The sequence below is a fragment of the Bradyrhizobium uaiense genome (assembly GCF_010811875.1).
Classification (GTDB): Bacteria; Pseudomonadota; Alphaproteobacteria; order Rhizobiales; family Xanthobacteraceae; genus Bradyrhizobium; species Bradyrhizobium uaiense.
This window is the reverse complement of record NZ_VKHP01000013.1, coordinates 1-18731: the sequence shown is the minus strand read 5'-3', so window position 1 is coordinate 18731 and position 18731 is coordinate 1. Positions and strand designations below refer to the sequence as shown.

Genomic DNA, 18731 nt, shown 5'->3' with positions numbered 1-18731 from the left:
GCTCGCCAGCGGGAGATTTGCTATGGCTCATGTCGAGATGACGCCGGCCGTGGCCGGCGAGGCGGCGTCACAGCCCCCTCGCCGCCGCTCTGTTCTCGGTTCCGTCGACGCTGCGCTCGGATGGCTGGTCGAAATCCCGGCGGCGATCCTTGTCGTCGCCGAGGTCGTCATCCTGTTCGCGGGCGTGGTGGCGCGCTACGTGCTGCACACGCCGCTGATCTGGTCCGACGAACTGGCGTCGATCCTGTTCCTGTGGCTTGCCATGCTGGGATCGGTGGTCGCTTTCCGCCGCGGCGAGCACATGCGGATGACGGCGCTGGTCGCAAGCGTCGGGCCCAGGCTGTGGGCCTATCTCGACGTGGTCGCGACCTGCGCCGCGCTGGCCTTCCTGATCCTGATCGTTCGGCCGGCCTATGAATACGCCTACGAGGAAAGCTTCATCACGACGCCGGCGTTGCAGATCTCCAACACATGGCGTGCGGCAGCATTGCCGGTCGGCATCTGCCTGATGGGGGTGTTCGCGCTGCTGCGGCTGGCCCGCGTCGGCGAGTTCAAGACCTTCCTGCTGGCGGCGCTCACCGTGGTTGCCTTGATCGGCGTGTTCTGGCTGGCGCAGCCGATGCTGCGGCCGCTCGGCAACCTCAATCTGATCATCTTCTTCGTCGGCGTTCTCGGCTTCTGCGTATTCGCAGGCGTGCCGATCGGCTTTGCCTTCGGCATGGCGATCTTCGGCTATCTGGCGCTGACGACGCGGACGCCGCTGATGGTGCTGGTCGGCCGGATGGACGAGGGCATGAGCCATCTGATCCTGCTGTCGGTGCCGCTGTTCGTCTTCCTCGGTCTGCTGATCGAGATGACCGGCATGGCGCGCGCGATGGTCGCTTTCCTGGCAAGCCTGCTCGGGCATGTCCGCGGCGGCCTGCATTATGTGCTGGTCGGCGCCATGTATCTGGTCTCCGGCATCTCCGGATCGAAGGCCGCCGACATGGCCGCCGTCGCGCCCGTGCTGTTCCCGGAAATGAAGGAGCGCGGCGCCAAGCCGGGCGATCTGGTCGCCCTCCTCGCCGCCACCGGCGCGCAGACCGAAACCATTCCGCCGAGCCTCGTGCTGATCACCATCGGCTCGGTCACCGGCGTCTCGATCTCGGCGCTGTTCACCGGCGGCCTGCTGCCGGGCGTGGTGCTGGCGATCACGCTGTCGGCGCTGGTGTGGTGGCGCTACCGCGGCGAGGACCTCAGCCACGTCCGGCGCGCCACCGGCAGCGAGATCGGCAAGGCGTTCGTGTTCGCCCTGCCCGCATTGGCCCTGCCCTTCGTGATCCGCTACGCCGTGGTCGAAGGCATCGCCACCGCCACCGAGGTCTCGACCATCGGCATCGTCTACGCCTTCGTCATCGGCCTGTTGATCTACCGCAAATTCAATTGGCGGCGGCTCGTGCCGATGCTGATCGACACAGCGTGCCTGTCGGGCGCGATCCTGTTCATCATCGGCACGGCCACCGGCATGGCCTGGGGCCTGACCCAGTCCGGCTTCTCGCGGGCGCTGGCGGCGTCGATGGCCGGATTGCCCGGCGGGTCGGCGAGCTTCATCGCGGTCTCGATCCTGGCTTTCGTCATCCTCGGCAGCGTGCTCGAGGGCATTCCGGCGATCGTGCTGTTCGGGCCGCTGCTGTTTCCGATTGCGCGCCAGGTCGGCGTCCACGAGGTGCACTACGCCATGATCATCATCCTGGCGATGGGCATCGGACTGTTCGCGCCGCCGTTCGGCGTCGGCTACTATGCCGCCTGCGCCATCGGGCGCGTCGATCCGGCCGAGGGTATCCGGCCGATCTGGGGCTACATGCTGGCGCTGTTGATCGGCCTGATCATCGTTGCCATCTTCCCCTGGATATCGATCGGTTTCCTTTAAAGCACCTTGCGGATGGGATAGAGCCATGAGTGCAGCTCAAAACCAGTACTCGATCGGGCTGGACAAGACATCAGCCAACTACGTGCCGCTGACGCCGCTGAGCTTCCTGGCGCGCTCGGCGACCGTGTATCCCGACCACATCAGCGCGGTCTATGAGGGCCGCAGCTTCACCTGGAAACAGACCCACGATCGCTGCAAGCGCTTCGCGTCCTATCTTGCGGGCCACGGCATCGGTCACGGCGACACGGTTGCGGCGATGCTGCCGAACATCCCGGCGATGAACGAGCTGCACTTTGCGGTGCCGATGACCGGCGCGGTGCTCAACGCGCTGAATATCCGCCTCGATGCGGCGTCGATCGCATTCCAGCTCGACCACGGCGGTGCGAAGATCATCCTGGTCGATCCCGAATTCTCAGGCGTGATCGCGGAAGCGCTGACACTGATGAAGGGCGCAAAACCGTTCGTGATCGATGTCGATGATGCGGCGTTTGGCGGCGGCAAGCGGATCGGCGAGATCGAGTATGAAGCGGCGGTCGCCGCAGGCGATCCGGCATTTGCCGAGCGGCCGCCGGCCGACGAATGGGATGCGATCGCGCTGAGCTACACCTCCGGCACCACGGGCAACCCGAAGGGCGTGGTGACCCATCACCGCGGCGCCTATCTCAACGCCGTCAGCAACATCCTTGCCGGCAATCTCGGCCAGCATCCGGTCTATCTCTGGACCTTGCCGATGTTCCACTGCAACGGCTGGTGCTTCCCCTGGACGATCGCAGCGACCGCCGGCATCAATGTCTGCCTGCGCAAGGTCGATCCGGCCAAGATCTTCGAGCTGATCCCCAAGCACGGCGTCACCCACATGTGCGGCGCGCCGATCGTCTACAACACGCTGATCAATGCGCCTGATGCGCCGACGGGCGGCAAGGCAAAGCCTGTCACAGGCCTGATCGCGGGCGCAGCGCCCCCGGTTGCGGTGCTCGAAGGCGCCGAGCGCATCGGCATCAGGCTGACCCACGTCTATGGGCTGACCGAGGTCTATGGCCCCGCCTCCGTCTGCGCCGAGCAGCCCGGCTGGGACGAACTGTCGGCCGATGCGCGCGCGCAGCTGAAGCGGCGCCAGGGCGTGGCCTACCCGTTGCAGGAAGGCGTCACCGTGCTCGATCCCGAGACCATGCGTGAGGTGCCGCGCGACGGCGAGACCATCGGCGAAGTCATGTTCCGCGGCAACATCGTGATGAAGGGCTATTTGAAGAACGAGAAGGCGACGCAGGAAGCGTTCGCCGGCGGCTGGTTTCACACCGGCGATCTCGGCGTGCTCGACGAGCACGGCTACGTCATCATCAAGGACCGCTCCAAGGACATCATCATCTCCGGCGGCGAGAACGTCTCCTCAGTCGAGGTCGAGGACATCCTCTACAAGCACCCTGCCGTGCTGTTCGCGGCGGTCGTCGCCAAGCCTGACCCGAAATGGGGCGAAGTGCCCTGCGCCTTCCTCGAGCTGAAGGACGGCGCCAAGGCGACCGAGGCCGAGATCATCGCCTATTGCCGCGAGCATATGTCGGGCTTCAAGACGCCCAAATCAGTGGTGTTCGGCGTGATCCCGAAGACATCCACGGGCAAGATCCAGAAATTCCTGCTGCGCAACCAGGTCGGATCGGCCAAGGCGATCTCGGCCTGACAGCGCCACATGCCCGCTGTCGTCCCGGGCTTGACCCGGGACCCATAACCACGAATGCCGATTGTGTTGCAACGCTGGAGCGACAGCTTACTTCAACCACGATGCCCTGTGGTTATGGGTCCCCTGCTTTCGACAGCGAGTATGTGGCGCCGGCTCAGCCATCGGCCAGACGGCCGAGCAGATCATAGAGCTGCTTCCTCTCGTTCGCCTTGAGCGGCGCCAGCGTCGTCGCGGTGCATGCGATCTCGATCGGGATCAACTGCTCGACCAGGGCTGTGCCTGCCGCGGTCAGATCGATCAGGATCAGCCGCTTGTCGGTCGGGTCGCGCCGGGTCGCAACCAGCCGCCGCTTCTTCAGCCGCAGCACGACATCGCGGATGTTGGCGGGCTCCATCGCAACCAGCCGGCCGAGCAGGTTCTGCGACAGCGCCCCGCGCTCGTAGAGCCGGGCCAGCGTGGCATATTGCGGAGCCGTCAGGTCGGAGGACCCGATCCGGTCGACCAGGTTGGACGAGGCGCGTTGATAAGCCCGCCGCAGCAGGAACCCGACCTGGTCCTCCAGCCTGTAGTCCGACGCGATGCGCCCGGCTGGCGCCGGCGCCTTAGTCGACGTTCTCGGCATCCCGGTACATCACCTTGTGGCGCGTGGTCGAAACCCATTCGTCGATCTGGGCTTCGGTCATGAAGTGCGAGGCGTCGAACCTGTTCCGGTTGCTGATCTCGGAAAGGCTCTTCTTCCAGCGCTTGTACGGCGGCTTCGCCGGCGGACCGAAGCACATGATGTCGAGCACGGACAATTCCTCGGGGATGCCGAGCAGCGGCTTCATCGCCTGCTGGGCCTTCTCCTGCCCGATCGCGGTCACCCACCAGACGTTATAGCCGAGCGCAGCGGCCGCGAGATGCGCCGACATCGTCGCGGCGGCCACGCTCTGCAACAGGATGCGCTCGGCGTTCTCCTTGTACATCTTGTCGAGGTCGGAGCCGTCATTGAGCACGGGAAACGCCTTGACCCAGCGGAAGTCGCTGGCGACGACGATGAAGCCGGGGGCCGATGCAAGACCGCGATAATCGGGTGTCGGAAACTTCATCTTGAGCCGGGCGCGGGCGACCTGCTCCTCGCGGAAATACTCGGTGATCCGGCTCTTCAGCTCCTGATCGGTGACGGCAATGAAATGCCAGGGCTGCGCATTGGCGCCCGACGGCGCGTGGCGGGCCGCCTCCAGGATCATGTCGTAATGCTCGCTCGGCATCACGTAGCTGGAATCGAACGCCCGGGTCGTCAGCCGGTTCTTCACGACGTCCATCAGCGCGTCATATCGCGTGCGGTCGGTGTAATCCTGCGCTGCCACAGCTTCCGCCATTGAGGCCTCCCGATATTGTTATGATCATAACGATATCGACACTTCGCGAAAGGTCAATGCCCGACTGCGATGTCTGGCCATCATCTTGGCGCTTGGAACCGCGCGCGCCCGGTAGACGCGAGGTCCGGCCAGTTCAGGACTATTTGAGTTTCAGCCGGCCCGATCGAGCGTCAGCCGCATGCCGTCATAGGCCGGGATCACGCCGGCCGGCAGGCTCTGCCGCAGCACCTCGTAGTCGAGGTCGGAATGCATGTTGGTGATGACCGCACGCTTCGGCTTGAAGCGTTCGATCCATGACAGTGCATCGGCGACGCTGAAATGGCTGGGATGCTGCGCGTAACGCAGGCCGTCGACGATCCAGAGATCGAGACCTTGCAGTGCCGGCCAGCTCTCCTCGGGAATGTCGTGCAGATCGGGCGAGTAGGCGGCGTCACCGATACGGTAGCCAAGCGCAGGGATGTTGCCATGCTGTACCAGGAAGGCCTCGAGCTTCAACGGACCGCCCTTCCCTTGCACCGTGTGGCTCTCGCCGGCCTCGATCGAATGCCGGGTCAGGATCGGCGGATAGTCGCTGCCCTCCGGCGCGATGAAGCAATAGGAGAACCGCGCCATGATGTCCTTGGCGGTCGACTGGTTGAAGTAGACCGGGATGCGACGGCGCTGGTGCAGGACGACCGAACGCAGATCGTCGATGCCATGGGTCTGATCGGCATGCTCATGGGTCAGGAAAACGGCGTCGATATGCTCGACATTGCTGTCGATCAGCTGCTCGCGCAGGTCGGGCGCCGTATCGATCACGACGCGGGTCGTGCCGTGCTCCATGGTGCGCTCGGCCATGATCGAGCAGCGGCGACGACGGTTTTTGGGATTGGCGGGATCGCAGGCCCCCCAGCCGAGCGCCGGGCGCGGCACGCCGGCGGATGAGCCGCAGCCCAGAATAGTCAGTGTCAGCGTCATGCAGCAACCTTCGGCGCCGGCACCTTGGAGAACAGCCGGAAGAAGTTTTCAGTGGTCTGCCGCGAGATCTCCTCGAGCGAGACGCCGCGGGTTTCGGCGAGCACCTTGGCGACCTCGACGACGTAGGACGGCTCGTTGCGCTTGCCGCGGAACTTGCCCGGCGCAAGATACGGCGCGTCAGTCTCGACCATGATGCGGTCGGCCGGCAGCTCGGCCGCGAGCGAGCGCAGGGCGTCCGACTTCTTGAAGGTCAGGATGCCCGTGAACGAGATCGACAGCCCGAGCGCGATCGCCTTCATCGCGAGCTCGCGCCCGCCGGTGTAGCAATGCAGGACCGCCTTGAACGGGCCCTTTGCGACTTCATCCTCCAGGATGCGGCCGCAATCCTCGTCGGCCTCCCTGGTGTGGATGACGAGCGGCAAGCCGGTTTCGCGGGCAGCAGTGATGTGCGCGCGAAAGCCGCGCTCCTGCGCTTCGCGCGAACCATGCTCATAGAAATAGTCGAGCCCGGCCTCGCCGAGCGCCACGACCTTCGGGTGCCTGGTCAGCTCGATCAGCTCGCTGGCCGGGATGCCGTCCTCTTCATCGGCATGATGCGGATGGGTACCGACCGAACAATACACGTCCGGAAAGCGCTCCGTGATCGCAAGCAGGCCGCCGAGCCGCTTTACGCGGGTCGAGATCGTGACCATGCGACTGACGCCGGCCGCTTCGGCGCGTCCGACGATCCCGTCGAGATCGTCGGCAAAATCGGGAAAATCCAGATGGCAGTGACTGTCGACCAGCATGAATTTCGAACCGCTCATTCGGTCTTCGGTTCCACATAACGCGGAAACACGCCGACCGGCGCCGGCAGAACCGTGCCCGGCCTGATCCGCTCGGCGATCGCCGTGAAGTTGCGGGCATCCGCGGATATGCCGAGGCTGTCGAGCATCTTGCCACAGGACTCTGGCATCACGGCCTGCGCCATGATCGCGATCTGCCGCACGACTTCGGCGGTGACATAGAGCACCGTCTTCTGGCGTGCCGGATCGGTCTTCGCCAGCGCCCACGGAGCCTCACCTGCAAAATAGCGGTTGGCTTCGGCCACCACCGCCCAGACCGTGTTGAGCCATTGATGGATCTGTTGCGTGGCCATCGCGGTCCGCGACGTCTTGAGCATGGCGTCGGCCTGCGCCAGGATCGCCTTGTCGTTGTCGCTGAACTCGCCGGGCTCCGGCAGCACGCCGCCGAGCTGCTTGGCGATCATCGAGAGCGAGCGCTGCGCCAGATTGCCGAAATCATTGGCGAGGTCGGCATTGATGCGCGCGACGATGGCCTCGTGGTTGTAGTTGCCGTCCTGGCCGAACGGCACCTCGCGCAGGAAGAAGTAGCGCACCTGGTCGACGCCGTACTGGTTGGCCAGATTGAAGGGATCGACCACGTTGCCGACCGACTTCGACATCTTCTCGCCCCTGTTGAACAGGAAGCCGTGCGCGTAGACCCGCCTCTGCACGGGGATGCCGGCCGACATCAGGAAAGCCGGCCAGTACACCGCGTGGAAACGGATGATGTCCTTGCCGATGATGTGCACATCGGCCGGCCAGTAGCGCCAGCGCGCGTCGTTCTCGTCGGGATAACCGACACCGGTGATGTAATTGGTCAGCGCGTCGACCCAGACATACATCACGTGCTCTGGATCATTGGGGACCTTGACGCCCCAGTCGAAGGTGGTGCGCGAGATCGAGAGGTCTTTCAGCCCGCCCCGCACGAAGCTCATCACCTCGTTGCGCCGCGAGTCCGGGCCGATGAAATCGGGCTGGCTCTCGTAGAGTTGCAGGAGCTTGTCCTGATAGGCCGAGAGCTTGAAGAAATAGCTCTTCTCCTCGACCCACTCCACCGGCGTGCCCTGCGGACCGCGGCGGACATTGTCCTCGCCGACTGTGGTCTCATCCTCGGCGTAGTAGGCCTCGTCGCGCACCGAGTACCAGCCGGCATAGGCGTCGATATAGATGTCGCCATTGTCCTGCATACGGCGCCAGATTTCCTGCACCGACTTGTGGTGAGCAGGTTCAGACGTGCGGATGAAGCGGTCGAACGAGACGTTGAGACGCTCGTCCATCTCCTTGAATCGCGCGGCGTTGCGGGTCGCGAGCTCGTGCGGCGTCATCCCCTCGCCCTGCGCGGTCTGGATCATCTTCTGGCCGTGCTCGTCGGTGCCGGTCAGGAAGAACACATCCTTGCCGTCGAGCCGCTGGAAGCGCGCCAACGCATCGGTCGCGATCGCCTCATAGGCGTGACCGATATGCGGCTGACCGTTCGGATACGCGATCGCGGTCGTGATGTAATAGACGTTGCCGCGATCCGCGGCGGGCGCCGGGACGGATGCCGATGCAGCAGCCGCTGCTACGGGCTTGGGCGGCTTCGGCGCGCGAACCGCTGCCGGTCTCGGCGCCTTCTCGGTAGCCGGAGCCTTCGGCAGAGCGGGCTTCTTTGCAACCGGTGCGACGGCCGCTGCGGCTGCCTTCCTCGGCGCAGCCTTGGTGGCCTTCGCAGCAGCTTTCTTGACCGTTTTCTTCACCGTTTTCTTGGCCGTCTTCTTCGTAGCCTTCTTCACGGTCTTTTTGGCGGCCTTCTTCGCGGCCGACTTCTTGGCTCCCGACTTCTTGGCTCCAGTCTTCGCCTTGACGGCCTTCTTCACCATCTTGGTGACGCGCCCGCCCTTCTTGGCCGCACGCGACTTCGCCGCGGCCTTCCGGGTCGCGCGAGCGGGCGATGCCTTCTTCGTCTTGTTGGCCTTCTTCGACGATTTCTTCTTAGCGGTCGCCACCACGGAATCCTTTGCAGATCGAAACGAGATTGTCGGGAGTGTTGTCAGGCAGAGGTGTTTTCAGACAGATTGTTTTCAGACGGTTTTGTTTTCAGACTGGCGTCTATCGGGTCGCGTCCGCGAGCATCGAAAACACCGAGAAAACCAGCGGCTTGCGCTCCAGATTGTAGGCTTCGGTATCGCGCGCGGCGCGGACGATCTTTTCCCATACCTCCGCCAGCCGTGCAAGGCGCGGCAGATTGGCGTTGACATCGCCGGTGCGCATACGCTCGCTCATCCAGCGATCGATGCCGTCGATGAAGGCGGCGAGCGCGACGCGGTCGCTGGTGCCGAGCGCGTCGCCCAGCGCATGCAGCTCGCGCGGATCGACACTCGGAAGCGTCGCGAGCAGCGCAGCCGTGCGCTGCTGTAGCTTCAACGCGTCGCCGCCAAGCAGCGACAATGCCCGCCCGACGCTGCCTTCGGAGGCCGCTGCGGCTTCCGTCAGCGCCGGATCCTCAGCGTCGATATCGGTTGCGGCCGCGGCTGCGCGCACCACGTCGCGCGTCTCCAGCGGTCGCAGCAGCAGTTTGCGACAACGGGACAGGATGGTCGGCAGCACCCGTGACGGCGCGTGGCTGACCAGCAGGAACAGCGATTGCTGCGGTGGCTCCTCGAGGATTTTCAGCAGCGCGTTCGCGGCGTTCGGATTGAGCTCGTCGACGGTGTCGACGATGCAGACGCGCCAGCCGTCGACGGCGGCCGTCGAGCCGAAGAACGAGATCGTCTCGCGCGTCTCGTCGACCGTGATCACGGTCCGCATCGCGCCGCGGTCGTTGAGGCCGCGCTCCAGCACCAAGAGCCCGCCATGGGCGCCGGCCGTGATCTGCCGTGCCACCGGATCGGACGGATCGACCCGCAAAGTCGGCGCCGCCTGAACCTGAGACGATTTCGGATTGCGGAATGCGAGCACGAACCGCGCCATGCGGTAGGCCAGCGTCGCCTTGCCGATGCCCTGCGCGCCGCCGATCAGCCAGGCGTGCGGAATCCGTCCGCTGCGATAGGCATCGAGCAAGGTGGCCTCCGCCTCGCGATGCCCGAACAGATCAGGCGTTTCGCGCGGGTGGCGAGCGGGGCTCTCCTGTTCGACCTTGCGCGGGCTCATGCGGGAGTGTCCGCCGTGAGCGTTGCGCGTAGATGTTCGCGCAGTGCGGACCATATCCTGGCCGCGACCGTGTCGGCGTCGGCCGTGGCGTCGATCAGCACGCAGCGCTCCGGGTCTTCCGCCGCGATCCGGCGATACGCGTCACGCAAATCCTGATGGAACTTGATGCCCTCGGCCTCGAAGCGATCGGCCGTGGCGTTGCCGCGGCGCGCGGCGGCACGTTGCAGGCCGACCTCGACCGGCACGTCGAGGATGAAGGTCAAATCGGGCTTGAGATCGCCGATAGTCACGCGCTGCATGGCATTGACGAGCGCCGGCGGCACCTGCCCGAGCTGGCCCTGATAGACGCGCGTGGAATCGAAGAAGCGATCGCACAGCACCCAGATGCCCTGGTTGAGCGCCGGCTGGATCACGGTGCGGACATGGTCATCGCGCGCGGCGGCGAACAACAGCGTCTCGGCCTCCGGCCCCAGCAGTTTGCCCATCCCTGACAGCACGAGGTGACGGATGATCTCCGCCCCCGGCGAACCACCGGGCTCGCGGGTCACGATCGCACGCAGCTTGGCGACATCGAGCCGTTCGGCGAGCTTGCGGATCTGGGTCGATTTCCCCGATCCCTCGCCGCCCTCAAAGGTGATGAAGCGCCCGCGCAAGCTCGGCCGTTGGACTGCTGCTTCCGCCATGTCAGAGCTTCTCGACTCCTGCGCGGAACATTCCGATGACCAACTCCTGGGCGCCGTCGAGCGCACGGCGCATGGTCGATCCCGTGCCGACGGCGTCGGCGGCGAAGACCGGAGCCTCCATCGCGACATTTGCGCCGCGCCACACCCGCACCACGCCGATCTGCTGGCCGGCGGTGATCGGCGCCTTGACCGGGCCGCTATAGATGACGCGCGCCAGCAGCTTGTCGTTGCCGTTCTTCGACACCATCACCTTGATCGGATCGGGACTCACGAGCTTGACCGATCGGCTCTCGCCGCCAAATACCCGGGCGTAACCGACCGGCTGGTTTGCCGCGATCAGGACCCGGGTCTCGAAGCTGCGGAACCCCCATTCCAGCATCTTCTTGGCTTCGGTCGCGCGGTCCTCGGAATCCTCGAGGCCGTTGACCACGACGATCAGCCGCGTGTCGTTCTGCACGGCCGAGCCGACCATGCCGTAGCCGCCTTCCTTGGTGTAGCCGGTCTTCAGACCGTCAGCGCCGGGCAAGGCGTTCAGCAGCGGATTGCGGTTCTGCTGACGGATCTTGTTCCAGGTGAATTCCTTCTCGCCGAACAGCTTGTACCTGTCGGGATAGGCCAGGATGATGTGGCGCGCCAGCACGGCGAGTTCCCGCACCGTCATCTTGTTGGTGGGGTCCGGCAGCCCGTTGGAATTGCCGAAGGTCGACTTCGTCATGCCGAGCTCGCGGGCGCGCTTGGTCATGAAGTCGGTCGCGAACGTATGTTCGTTGCCGGCAATGCCTTCGGCGAGCGCGATGCAGGCGTCGTTGCCGCTCGGGATGATCGCGCCGTGCAGGAGGTCGTCGACCGAGACCTTGCTGTTGATCGCCGCGAACATCGTCGAGGTGCCGGACGGCGCCCCGCCCCGCCGCCAGGCGTTCTCGCTGATCCGGTACTCGTCAGTGAGCTTGATGTCGCCCTTCTTGATGGCGTCGAACACCACCTCGGCCGTCATCAGCTTCATCATGCTGGAGGGCGCGCGCAGCTCGTCGGCGTTCTTCTCAAACAGCACGCTGCCGCTACTGGCCTCGACCAGGATCGCGGTCGGCGCATCGCCGTCGAACCCGCCCTCTTCCTTCTTGGCGCCCTGAACGCTGTTGTTGGCGGCGTAGACCACCCCGCCGCAGCCGATCGCAAGCGCGACGGCGGCCGCGATCAGGCCGCGCCCGGCGCGAGCTGACAACGTGCGGGGAACTGCGGTCTGGGCTGCCATCGGCGATGTCCTGAAAGACTGCGTTCTAACAGCTGGAAGTATCGCAAACAACTGAGGTTTCTGCGCTTGTGCACGGCCGGCTGGATTGCCGCCTCCGTCGAACGTCCGTATCCTTGTCAGTAATCCCGGGAACCAGCTAACGACAGCAGAACCGGCAAACAAGGCGGAAACGCGAATGTCATCCTCCCGCACCATCTCAGCCAACGGTATCGACATGTTCGTGCGCGAGGCCGGCCAAGGACCATTGGTCGTGCTCTGTCACGGCTGGCCGGAACTGTCCTACTCATGGCGGCACCAGATCGCCGCGCTGGCCGCGGCAGGCTTTCGGGTCGTAGCCCCAGATATGCGCGGCTTCGGCCGGACCGGCGCACCGGCCGACGTCGGCGCCTACACGATCTTCGATACCGTCGGCGACATGGTCGCGCTGGTGGCTGCGCTCGGCGAGAGGCAGGCTGTCATCGTCGGTCACGATTGGGGAGCGCCGGTGGCCTGGCACGCAGCCCTGTTCCGACCTGATATCTTCACCAAGGTCGCCGGCCTCAGCGTGCCGCCACCGTTCCGCGGCCGCGGGCGTCCGCTCGAGACCCTGCGCGAGAGCGGCATCACCAATTTCTATTGGCAGTACTTTCAGCCACCCGGCGTCGCCGAGGCCGAGTTCGAGCGCGACATCGCCCACACCATGCGGCTGGTGCTCGGGCGCGGCGTCTCCGATCCGAGCTCGATGTTCGTTGACGAGGCCAAGGGCTTTCTTGGCAAGCTGCCGTCCGGGATGCCGCTGCCGGCCTGGATCACGGAAGCCGACATCGCCGAATTCGCCGAGGGCTATCGGCACTCCGGCTTCCGCGGCGGCCTCAACTGGTACCGCAATCTGGATCGCAACTGGGAGCTGACGGCGCCCTGGCAGGACGCGCAGATCCTTCAGCCGTCGCTGTTCATCGCCGGCTCGAACGATTCTGTGATTACCGGCCTGATCGGCGCCAAGCGGGTCGCGGACATGGAACGCGTGCTGCCGAACCTGCGGCAGAAGCTGATCATCGAGGGCGCCGGTCACTGGATCCAGCAGGAGCGCCCTGACGAGGTCAACGCGGCGCTGATCGCGTTTCTGAAATAATCAGACGAAGTGCCTGATTCAGTAGAGGCCGCGCCCGCTCAGGACTTCGGCGGGGCCACGCGCGTCGATCGGCACGTAAGCTGCCGCTGGGCTCGGGCGTGCGGCGTAGCGCGGGTCGCGCTCGTAGGAGACTTCGCGCTGATTGTTCGCGACGCGGCGGTGCGACCGGCTCGAGGCCGACATTTCGGAGGTCGCGTTAGCCGACGCGTAGTCCGCCTGGGTGTTGCCGAGGCTGTACGGCCGGCCCTCAGGCAGCGGGACATCGCCGCGGACCCGGCCCGATGAGGACGATACCTCTGGGATGAACGGCCGTGCCGAGGCGACCCGCACCATCGACGGTGACGGTGCCGGCGTGCCGGTGCGCAAGGTTGCCATCAGCTGGCGGTCGTCGGACCCTTCCAGCGGTGCCCGGCCGACATATTCGACGCGGACACGAGCGACACCATTTCCTTTGAAATCAAGCAGTTCGGCGGCTTTGTTCGAGACGTCTATGAGGCGATTGCCGTGGTACGGACCGCGGTCATTGACGCGGACGACGAGCGATTTGCCGTTGCTCAGATTGGTGACGCGCGCGTAGCTCGGCATCGGCAGGGTCGGATGGGCCGCCGTGAGTGAGCCCATGTCGAACACCTCGCCATTGGCGGTCAGGCGGCCGTGGAAATCGTCGCCGTACCAGGACGCCATGCCCTCGGCGCGATAATTCTCGTTCTCCTCCGGCACATAGGTGCGGCCGGCGACGACATAGGGCTTGCCGATGCGGTAGGTGCCGCCGCCCTTCGGCACGGGGTCGCCCAGCGCCACGACGCGCGGGCTCGACGATACGCCGTATTTGGGATCGACCCGGCTGGCGAGGTTTGAGTTGGCGCAATTGGCGAGGACGAGGCACGTCGCCACCGCAACGGCGCTGCGCGCCGTCCGGATCATCGAATCTGGCCGTCTAATCCCCATCTGCCCCAAGTACCATTCTGCCGGACCCGCGCCTACTTCGAGGCGTCGGGATCGATTCTGTCACCGTGCGGCCCACCTCCGCACCGGATGGTGAAGATATCGCAACCGGAACACGGCGGAAATGGGGAGAGCCGCTGGGCGGTGGCGTCTTGGTGAATGGTCTGTTGCGCCTCCTCCGTCGTTCTACGGACCCTCGCGCCGGAGAAACGCCCTCGCCTGTCCCGCGATCAGACACACTGTTGCAGCAAATCATCAGTCGGGGGGCATCTTGGATTCCAACAATTGAATCTTTTTGACTGTGCAAGGCTGCAATCGTTTTCTCCTCCGCGTGGGGCGCAAAGGAAGTTTGCGATGATCGAGACGGTTACAGCGGTGATGGGCCTGGTGAGTGCGGCGATCTTCTTGGCGCATGCCGTGGAAGGCTATCGGTACCGGGCCTGACGGTCCGTTGAAAGGCGGAAAGACGCGTCACCTCTTTCCAGGAGTGAAGTTCGGAAAGCTTTAATCAATTCGGATGAGCATCGGTTGAAAGCAGGTGTATCATGCGTAATCACGATTTGGTCTCCGACGGGTTTCTAACCCTGACCGCAGCAAGCCTCGTGCTGCTGTGCTCCAGCCTGCTGGCGTTCGCTTTCGGCTGAAGTTTCGGCGGCCCTCAAGGTCGCCTGCCCTCAAGAGTGCCCCGGAACCACTCAAGCGAACAAATGGCCGGCCGCGCCTGACGCATGAACGAGCGCAAGACCAACCGAATCCAACAAATGTAAACTCGAGACGTGGGTGCCGTCGAACACCAGTTCGGTCGGTACTCCGGATGCGCTCTCAGTCAGAATAACCGCTGAGCCGTTTTTCATATCAGCGACATCGACAACTGGATCGTAGTTTCCCGGTAACAAGTTACTTCCAACAAACTTGAAGTTGTCAAAGTAAAGCAGATCGATCGCGCCGGACGAAGACTGCGTGACGATGTCGGCGTGCCCGTCTCCGTTGACGTCCGCAACCCCGACGACATTCCAGAATGCCTGGGTCGTCAGCGCGCTCGTGGTGAGCTTGCCTGCACCGCTGAAACCCAGGAAGTCAATCAGCCCGTTCGACGACTGCGTGACGAATTCAGCGTTCGTGGCCCCACTGAACAAGCCGGCGCCTTTGACGTCCCAATAGCTCCCCGTCATCAGCAGCGAGCTGGATAACTGGCCCGCACTGAAGTTGAGCAAGTCAATCTGTCCATTCGACTGGGTAAGGACGCCGGGATTTCCATTGGACGAAAAGTCGACATTGCCGACGACCTTCCAGAATGATTGCTGCGTTAGGAATGAAGTCGCGAGATGTCCGGACGTGTTGTATTGCAGGAAATCCAACTGTCCGTTGGCGAGCTGGGCAGCAGTCGCAACCGCGACGCCGGGGAGCACCCCGTAGAGCGCCCGCACACCGTCGATGTCAGATTGAGTGAGGTCCGTCACCGCCGGATTGACGACCGCATTCATGATCGCCGGACTGATATTGTAGTGATCCAGTCCCAGGCTATGTCCGATCTCGTGGAGCGCGACGTCGTAGAACGAGACGCCACCGTTGCTGACAAGCTGACCATTGACGAGGTGCCAGCCCTCATCCATGTCGAACGTGATGTCGGAAGCAATCTCCGAGCCGGCCGAATACGAGTTCTGTTCCTGGCCAACGATGTTGTTCGGGCCGTCGATGTGGCTGAGCCCGAGACGAATTTGATTTGCGGCGGCATCGGTGACTTCATGGAAGTCGATATTGGCTGCCGATTCCCACCGGTCGAACGCCTCCCTGATCTCGGTCTGGAACATCCCGGTCAGGAAGCTGTCGAACTGAATGAATTGGCCCGTGAGGTTGGCCGTCGCGAAGCTCCAATCGATCTCACCCGAGGCGGTGCCGAGTGCGCTGGAACCCCATTTGAAGCCTTCGAGAACGTAATCAGCCATCTAGCGATGCCTCTGGCTCAATGATTTGCCGTGGCTTGCATGACAGTCTCGATCTTCACCGAGAGACTCACTTGATCAACCACTACTCAATGCGCGTTTTTACCAACGATTGTCGAACTTGACCATGTTCCCCTTCGTCATCTTGACAGTGTTCCCGAAGCTTTCCAGCTTGGGCCGGTGGCGGAACGACGATAAAGGAATCCGGGCCGAGCAGGATCATGACCGCGCGGTGACATGTCCGACGGAGCGAGATCACGCATGAGCGGCCGCGTGAGAGAGGGAACATCTGCGCTGCTCATCAGCACCGACGGTCGCTTGCTCATGCAGCTACGCGATGATCTGCCGCATGTCTCCGATCCCGGAAAGATCAGCCTGTTTGGCGGCCGGCGCGAGGGGACCGAGTCTTTCCTGGAGTGCGTCGTGCGCGAAATCCATGAGGAGATCGGTTACTATTTGCCGCCCGAACGCTTTGAGCTGATCGGTCAGTATTCTGGAACGGATCATTTGACGCCAAACGGCAGGCTGCACGGCCAGGTGTTCCTGGCGCGAGACGTGCCCATCGACCAATTGAAGGTGAACGAGGGCCGCCTTGAGATCGTCGCCATCGACGAGCTGGAACGTATCCGCGGCAGGCTCGCGCGCGCGGCGGAATATGCGCTGGAGATATTCCTGAAGCGGGAACCGATTACCTGAGGGATGAAACCAGCTCGCGGATGCGATCGTCGAGCATCGCCAGCGCGACCGAAGGATGAGCCACGTCGATATCGTCCACGTGCCAATACATCACCCTGTCGGCGACCTCGGGGAACCGCCGCTCGATCAGCGGACGATGCTCGGCCTCCTTCAGCGCGACCACCAGATCCGCACCGTCGAAGTCAGCCAATGAACAGGGCTGCGGGTCGCGCGTTGCGCCCTCGGGAACGATGCCGCCTGCGCGGAGACGATCGTCGGCAAAGACCGACATCGGCCCGACATTGTCGGGCGATCCACGTTCGGCCGCGCCTCTCGAGGACGCGCGCCACGCCAGCTGTTCGGTTCGTGCGAGATGATTGAAGAGTTCTTCTGCGTATCGACTTCGGTAGTAGTTGCCGGTGCAAAGAAAGAGGATGCGCTTCATGGCCGACATGATGGCCAATGTCGGCCTTCGCGGTCAACCGCGTTGCATGCATGTGCGAATGATCTGCGCCGCGGGCGCGTCGACAGAAAAGGCAAAGCGGTTTCTTGATTGAGGGGGCCAGCTCGTCCTCAATAGTCCCCGTCCGTTTTGTTGAGTTGGGTGCCAATTGCGGTGCCAACTCTGCCGCGTTCGCCTGCAAAGCACGGCCCCGGCGCGGTCGGCGCGCCAGGGTCGCATTCCAACTCCCGCAGTCGGGGGGCAGGAGTGACAGCGGGAGCACTAGGAGTGACTCTCGACGCTGCCACTTGTTCCTGGCCCTTCGCTGCACACGGCGAGCCACTAGGGGTTACCCCGGAGAAGGAGCGCGCGAATGATCGGACGCAGAACTATCTTCGCAATGCTTCTAATCGTGGTGCTGCTCGTAATCTGGCAGATCCTGGCGTCGTTTTGAGGGGGGAACGCGAAGGATAAGCCAGCGGGTGGCCCGGCAGACACTTTGGTCTCCGTCACACGCGTGTGACTTCAGTCCGCTACCCTCGCGACGCTGGGATATTGTCAGGACCAACGAAATACCGCCGCCGGAACGCTGTATTTCGAGCCCGGCGGCGTAGGTTACCTTGGGAGATAAGTTGGGCGCTGTCGCTTTAGGCCGACTCATTCGAGCGGTAGGGAAAGCGCCGGCAGCGGCTTATTGCCCTGCTCGCAACCTGTTCGCCCCTTGGGCGGTAGACTCAGCGTCGATTCATCTGCGGCAGTGCGGCTCATGAAATGGGTCAGATTAACGCCCGATGACCACTCCACATAGCCACCGACTCCAACGGCAATCGCTCCCACTATGAGAATACCGAGCACTGAAGCGGCGGCTGCTGCCGACAAGCTTTGGCTGCTGAAAAACGGCATCACGATTCTCCGACACCGAGCTGCCACCCACCCGTGCCTTAGACCAACTCGCGATGCTCGAGTGTGAACGGCCTCACATTTCACGGGCACTTGATGCTGAAGCAGCAGCTCACCGGGCAGCACTCGGCAATGCATGTCGACTGTCATCAGCCCGTGGCTTGGTTCGTGCAGGACGATTATGGCTGGGGATTTTAGTGTCCCAGTTCAGGAAGAAAGCGCCGCCGGGCGTATATTTGTGAGACCGGCGGCGTCTTTTCTTAGGACCGGCGCCCGGAGCCAGTCACGGCCGCCCCGGCGCACGCACAATCGAAGACGGCCCCAGCTTGGGACCGCTGAGACCGTCATTTCGACTGCTGGACGGGCGCCAATAAACAGGCCGCCTTTGGTTCAGCAGCACTGCCGGTACATCCGCGGCAGTTGAATTGTACCCGACGTCGCTGCGTGCTTGCCCAGATCTGACGGGGTACCACCCGGCCTGCATTTATGGTATACCTAAATTCATGAAGAAGTCAATAAAGGTAGACCAAAAATCAAAACGGGGGCGCCCTTCCACGGGGCGCGACCCCATGGTCTCATCTCGGATACCTGCCGCCACCGTTGCCGCCGTCGATGCGTGGGCCGCGGAGCGCGAAACGACGCGGTCGGATGCTATCCGCCAACTGGTCGAGCTCGGATTGACCATACGAACCGAGGCACGCTCCGCGCTCGAAGATCAGCAGAATCGTAAAAACACAAAGCAGCGGGCTCGTGAACTGGCGAGCAACGCAATCGACAAGGTGCGCGACCCTACAGCCAGCCCGGACGATCAATCGGACCGCAAGCGCAAGCTCGTTAAGGGGCCGGAGGAATTTCAAGGCGTGCGACGTGATCAGCCGAACCGAAAGGCGTGAACAAAGCCATCAGCCGACGGGATCGAAAGCCC

Annotated in this window: 17 protein-coding genes; 5 read left to right on the top strand and 12 right to left on the bottom strand. The window is 63.7% G+C overall.

Annotated elements, in window-relative coordinates:
* Positions 1-22 precede the first annotated feature (22 nt).
* Together FNJ47_RS05680 and FNJ47_RS05675 are read left to right on the top strand one after the other, a co-directional pair.
* A complete protein-coding gene (locus FNJ47_RS05680) occupies positions 23-1909 on the top strand; it encodes a TRAP transporter large permease (RefSeq protein WP_163151472.1) in 1887 nt (628 codons plus the stop codon).
* Between the two features lie 25 nt (positions 1910-1934).
* Complete coding sequence (locus FNJ47_RS05675) at positions 1935-3584, top strand: acyl-CoA synthetase (protein ID WP_163151470.1); 1650 nt, start codon at positions 1935-1937, stop codon at positions 3582-3584.
* Positions 3585-3738: 154 nt separating this feature from the next.
* Here the strand turns inward: FNJ47_RS05675 and FNJ47_RS05670 are convergent, their stop codons facing one another.
* The 8 genes from FNJ47_RS05670 to FNJ47_RS05635 form a co-directional block, all read right to left on the bottom strand.
* Complete coding sequence (locus FNJ47_RS05670) at positions 3739-4206, bottom strand: MarR family winged helix-turn-helix transcriptional regulator (protein WP_163151468.1); 468 nt, start codon at positions 4204-4206, stop codon at positions 3739-3741.
* A complete protein-coding gene (locus FNJ47_RS05665; protein ID WP_163151466.1) occupies positions 4187-4945 on the bottom strand; it encodes a nitroreductase family protein in 759 nt (252 codons plus the stop codon). Before FNJ47_RS05665 ends, FNJ47_RS05670 begins: the two co-directional genes overlap by 20 nt.
* 150 nt (positions 4946-5095) lie before the next feature.
* Positions 5096-5902, bottom strand: a complete 807-nt coding sequence (locus tag FNJ47_RS05660; RefSeq protein ID WP_163151464.1) for an MBL fold metallo-hydrolase — start codon at positions 5900-5902, stop codon at positions 5096-5098.
* Complete coding sequence (locus FNJ47_RS05655; RefSeq protein WP_163151561.1) at positions 5899-6690, bottom strand: TatD family hydrolase; 792 nt, start codon at positions 6688-6690, stop codon at positions 5899-5901. The genes FNJ47_RS05660 and FNJ47_RS05655 overlap by 4 nt, the downstream gene beginning before the upstream one ends.
* A gap of 14 nt (positions 6691-6704) precedes the next feature.
* Entirely contained in the window at positions 6705-8711 is a 2007-nt protein-coding gene (gene metG / locus FNJ47_RS05650; RefSeq protein WP_163151462.1) for a methionine--tRNA ligase, read from the bottom strand.
* Positions 8712-8814: 103 nt separating this feature from the next.
* Positions 8815-9855, bottom strand: a complete 1041-nt coding sequence (locus FNJ47_RS05645; RefSeq protein WP_163151460.1) for a DNA polymerase III subunit delta' — start codon at positions 9853-9855, stop codon at positions 8815-8817.
* Positions 9852-10538 carry a dTMP kinase gene (tmk, locus tag FNJ47_RS05640; protein ID WP_163151458.1) on the bottom strand — a complete coding sequence of 229 codons (687 nt, stop codon included), beginning with the start codon at positions 10536-10538 and terminating at the stop codon, positions 9852-9854. Before tmk ends, FNJ47_RS05645 begins: the two co-directional genes overlap by 4 nt.
* 1 nt (position 10539) lies before the next feature.
* Entirely contained in the window at positions 10540-11790 is a 1251-nt protein-coding gene (locus FNJ47_RS05635; RefSeq protein ID WP_163151456.1) for a D-alanyl-D-alanine carboxypeptidase family protein, read from the bottom strand.
* Positions 11791-11965: 175 nt separating this feature from the next.
* On the opposite strand from FNJ47_RS05635, the gene FNJ47_RS05630 reads away from it, so the two are divergent.
* Positions 11966-12901 carry an alpha/beta fold hydrolase gene (locus FNJ47_RS05630; RefSeq protein ID WP_163151454.1) on the top strand — a complete coding sequence of 312 codons (936 nt, stop codon included), beginning with the start codon at positions 11966-11968 and terminating at the stop codon, positions 12899-12901.
* An 18-nt stretch (positions 12902-12919) separates the two neighbouring features.
* On the opposite strand, the gene FNJ47_RS05625 is transcribed toward FNJ47_RS05630, so the two are convergent.
* Positions 12920-13849 (bottom strand): septal ring lytic transglycosylase RlpA family protein, encoded by a 930-nt coding sequence (locus tag FNJ47_RS05625; protein ID WP_163151452.1) that lies wholly within the window; start codon positions 13847-13849, stop codon positions 12920-12922.
* Between the two features lie 692 nt (positions 13850-14541).
* Positions 14542-15792: a matrixin family metalloprotease gene (locus FNJ47_RS05620; protein ID WP_163151450.1), complete on the bottom strand. Its 1251-nt coding sequence runs from the start codon at positions 15790-15792 to the stop codon at positions 14542-14544.
* 258 nt (positions 15793-16050) lie between these two features.
* Between FNJ47_RS05620 and FNJ47_RS05615 the strand changes: the two genes are divergently transcribed.
* Positions 16051-16485 carry an NUDIX domain-containing protein gene (locus FNJ47_RS05615; protein ID WP_163151448.1) on the top strand — a complete coding sequence of 145 codons (435 nt, stop codon included), beginning with the start codon at positions 16051-16053 and terminating at the stop codon, positions 16483-16485.
* Here FNJ47_RS05615 and FNJ47_RS05610 read toward each other — a convergent pair.
* Positions 16478-16909, bottom strand: coding sequence for an arsenate-mycothiol transferase ArsC (locus FNJ47_RS05610; RefSeq protein WP_235999484.1), 432 nt, complete (start codon positions 16907-16909; stop codon positions 16478-16480). The genes FNJ47_RS05615 and FNJ47_RS05610 overlap by 8 nt on opposite strands.
* Positions 16910-17563: 654 nt before the next feature.
* Positions 17564-17809 carry a hypothetical protein gene (locus FNJ47_RS05605; RefSeq protein WP_163151446.1) on the bottom strand — a complete coding sequence of 82 codons (246 nt, stop codon included), beginning with the start codon at positions 17807-17809 and terminating at the stop codon, positions 17564-17566.
* Positions 17810-18375: 566 nt separating this feature from the next.
* Between FNJ47_RS05605 and FNJ47_RS05600 the strand changes: the two genes are divergently transcribed.
* Positions 18376-18699 (top strand): ribbon-helix-helix protein, CopG family, encoded by a 324-nt coding sequence (locus FNJ47_RS05600; protein WP_235999482.1) that lies wholly within the window; start codon positions 18376-18378, stop codon positions 18697-18699.
* Positions 18700-18731 lie beyond the last annotated feature (32 nt).

Coding starts and splice junctions, on each gene's coding strand:
- FNJ47_RS05610 (WP_235999484.1), bottom strand. CDS start 16,909: ATGAAGCGCATCCTCTTTCTTTGCACCGGCAACTACTACCGAAGTCGA.
- tmk (WP_163151458.1), bottom strand. CDS start 10,538: ATGGCGGAAGCAGCAGTCCAACGGCCGAGCTTGCGCGGGCGCTTCATC.
- FNJ47_RS05665 (WP_163151466.1), bottom strand. CDS start 4,945: ATGGCGGAAGCTGTGGCAGCGCAGGATTACACCGACCGCACGCGATAT.
- FNJ47_RS05680 (WP_163151472.1), top strand. CDS start 23: ATGGCTCATGTCGAGATGACGCCGGCCGTGGCCGGCGAGGCGGCGTCA.
- FNJ47_RS05635 (WP_163151456.1), bottom strand. CDS start 11,790: ATGGCAGCCCAGACCGCAGTTCCCCGCACGTTGTCAGCTCGCGCCGGG.
- FNJ47_RS05600 (WP_235999482.1), top strand. CDS start 18,376: ATGGTCTCATCTCGGATACCTGCCGCCACCGTTGCCGCCGTCGATGCG.
- FNJ47_RS05615 (WP_163151448.1), top strand. CDS start 16,051: ATGAGCGGCCGCGTGAGAGAGGGAACATCTGCGCTGCTCATCAGCACC.
- FNJ47_RS05630 (WP_163151454.1), top strand. CDS start 11,966: ATGTCATCCTCCCGCACCATCTCAGCCAACGGTATCGACATGTTCGTG.
- FNJ47_RS05625 (WP_163151452.1), bottom strand. CDS start 13,849: ATGGGGATTAGACGGCCAGATTCGATGATCCGGACGGCGCGCAGCGCC.
- FNJ47_RS05645 (WP_163151460.1), bottom strand. CDS start 9,855: ATGAGCCCGCGCAAGGTCGAACAGGAGAGCCCCGCTCGCCACCCGCGC.
- FNJ47_RS05675 (WP_163151470.1), top strand. CDS start 1,935: ATGAGTGCAGCTCAAAACCAGTACTCGATCGGGCTGGACAAGACATCA.
- FNJ47_RS05670 (WP_163151468.1), bottom strand. CDS start 4,206: ATGCCGAGAACGTCGACTAAGGCGCCGGCGCCAGCCGGGCGCATCGCG.
- FNJ47_RS05605 (WP_163151446.1), bottom strand. CDS start 17,809: ATGCCGTTTTTCAGCAGCCAAAGCTTGTCGGCAGCAGCCGCCGCTTCA.
- FNJ47_RS05655 (WP_163151561.1), bottom strand. CDS start 6,690: ATGCTGGTCGACAGTCACTGCCATCTGGATTTTCCCGATTTTGCCGAC.
- FNJ47_RS05620 (WP_163151450.1), bottom strand. CDS start 15,792: ATGGCTGATTACGTTCTCGAAGGCTTCAAATGGGGTTCCAGCGCACTC.
- FNJ47_RS05660 (WP_163151464.1), bottom strand. CDS start 5,902: ATGACGCTGACACTGACTATTCTGGGCTGCGGCTCATCCGCCGGCGTG.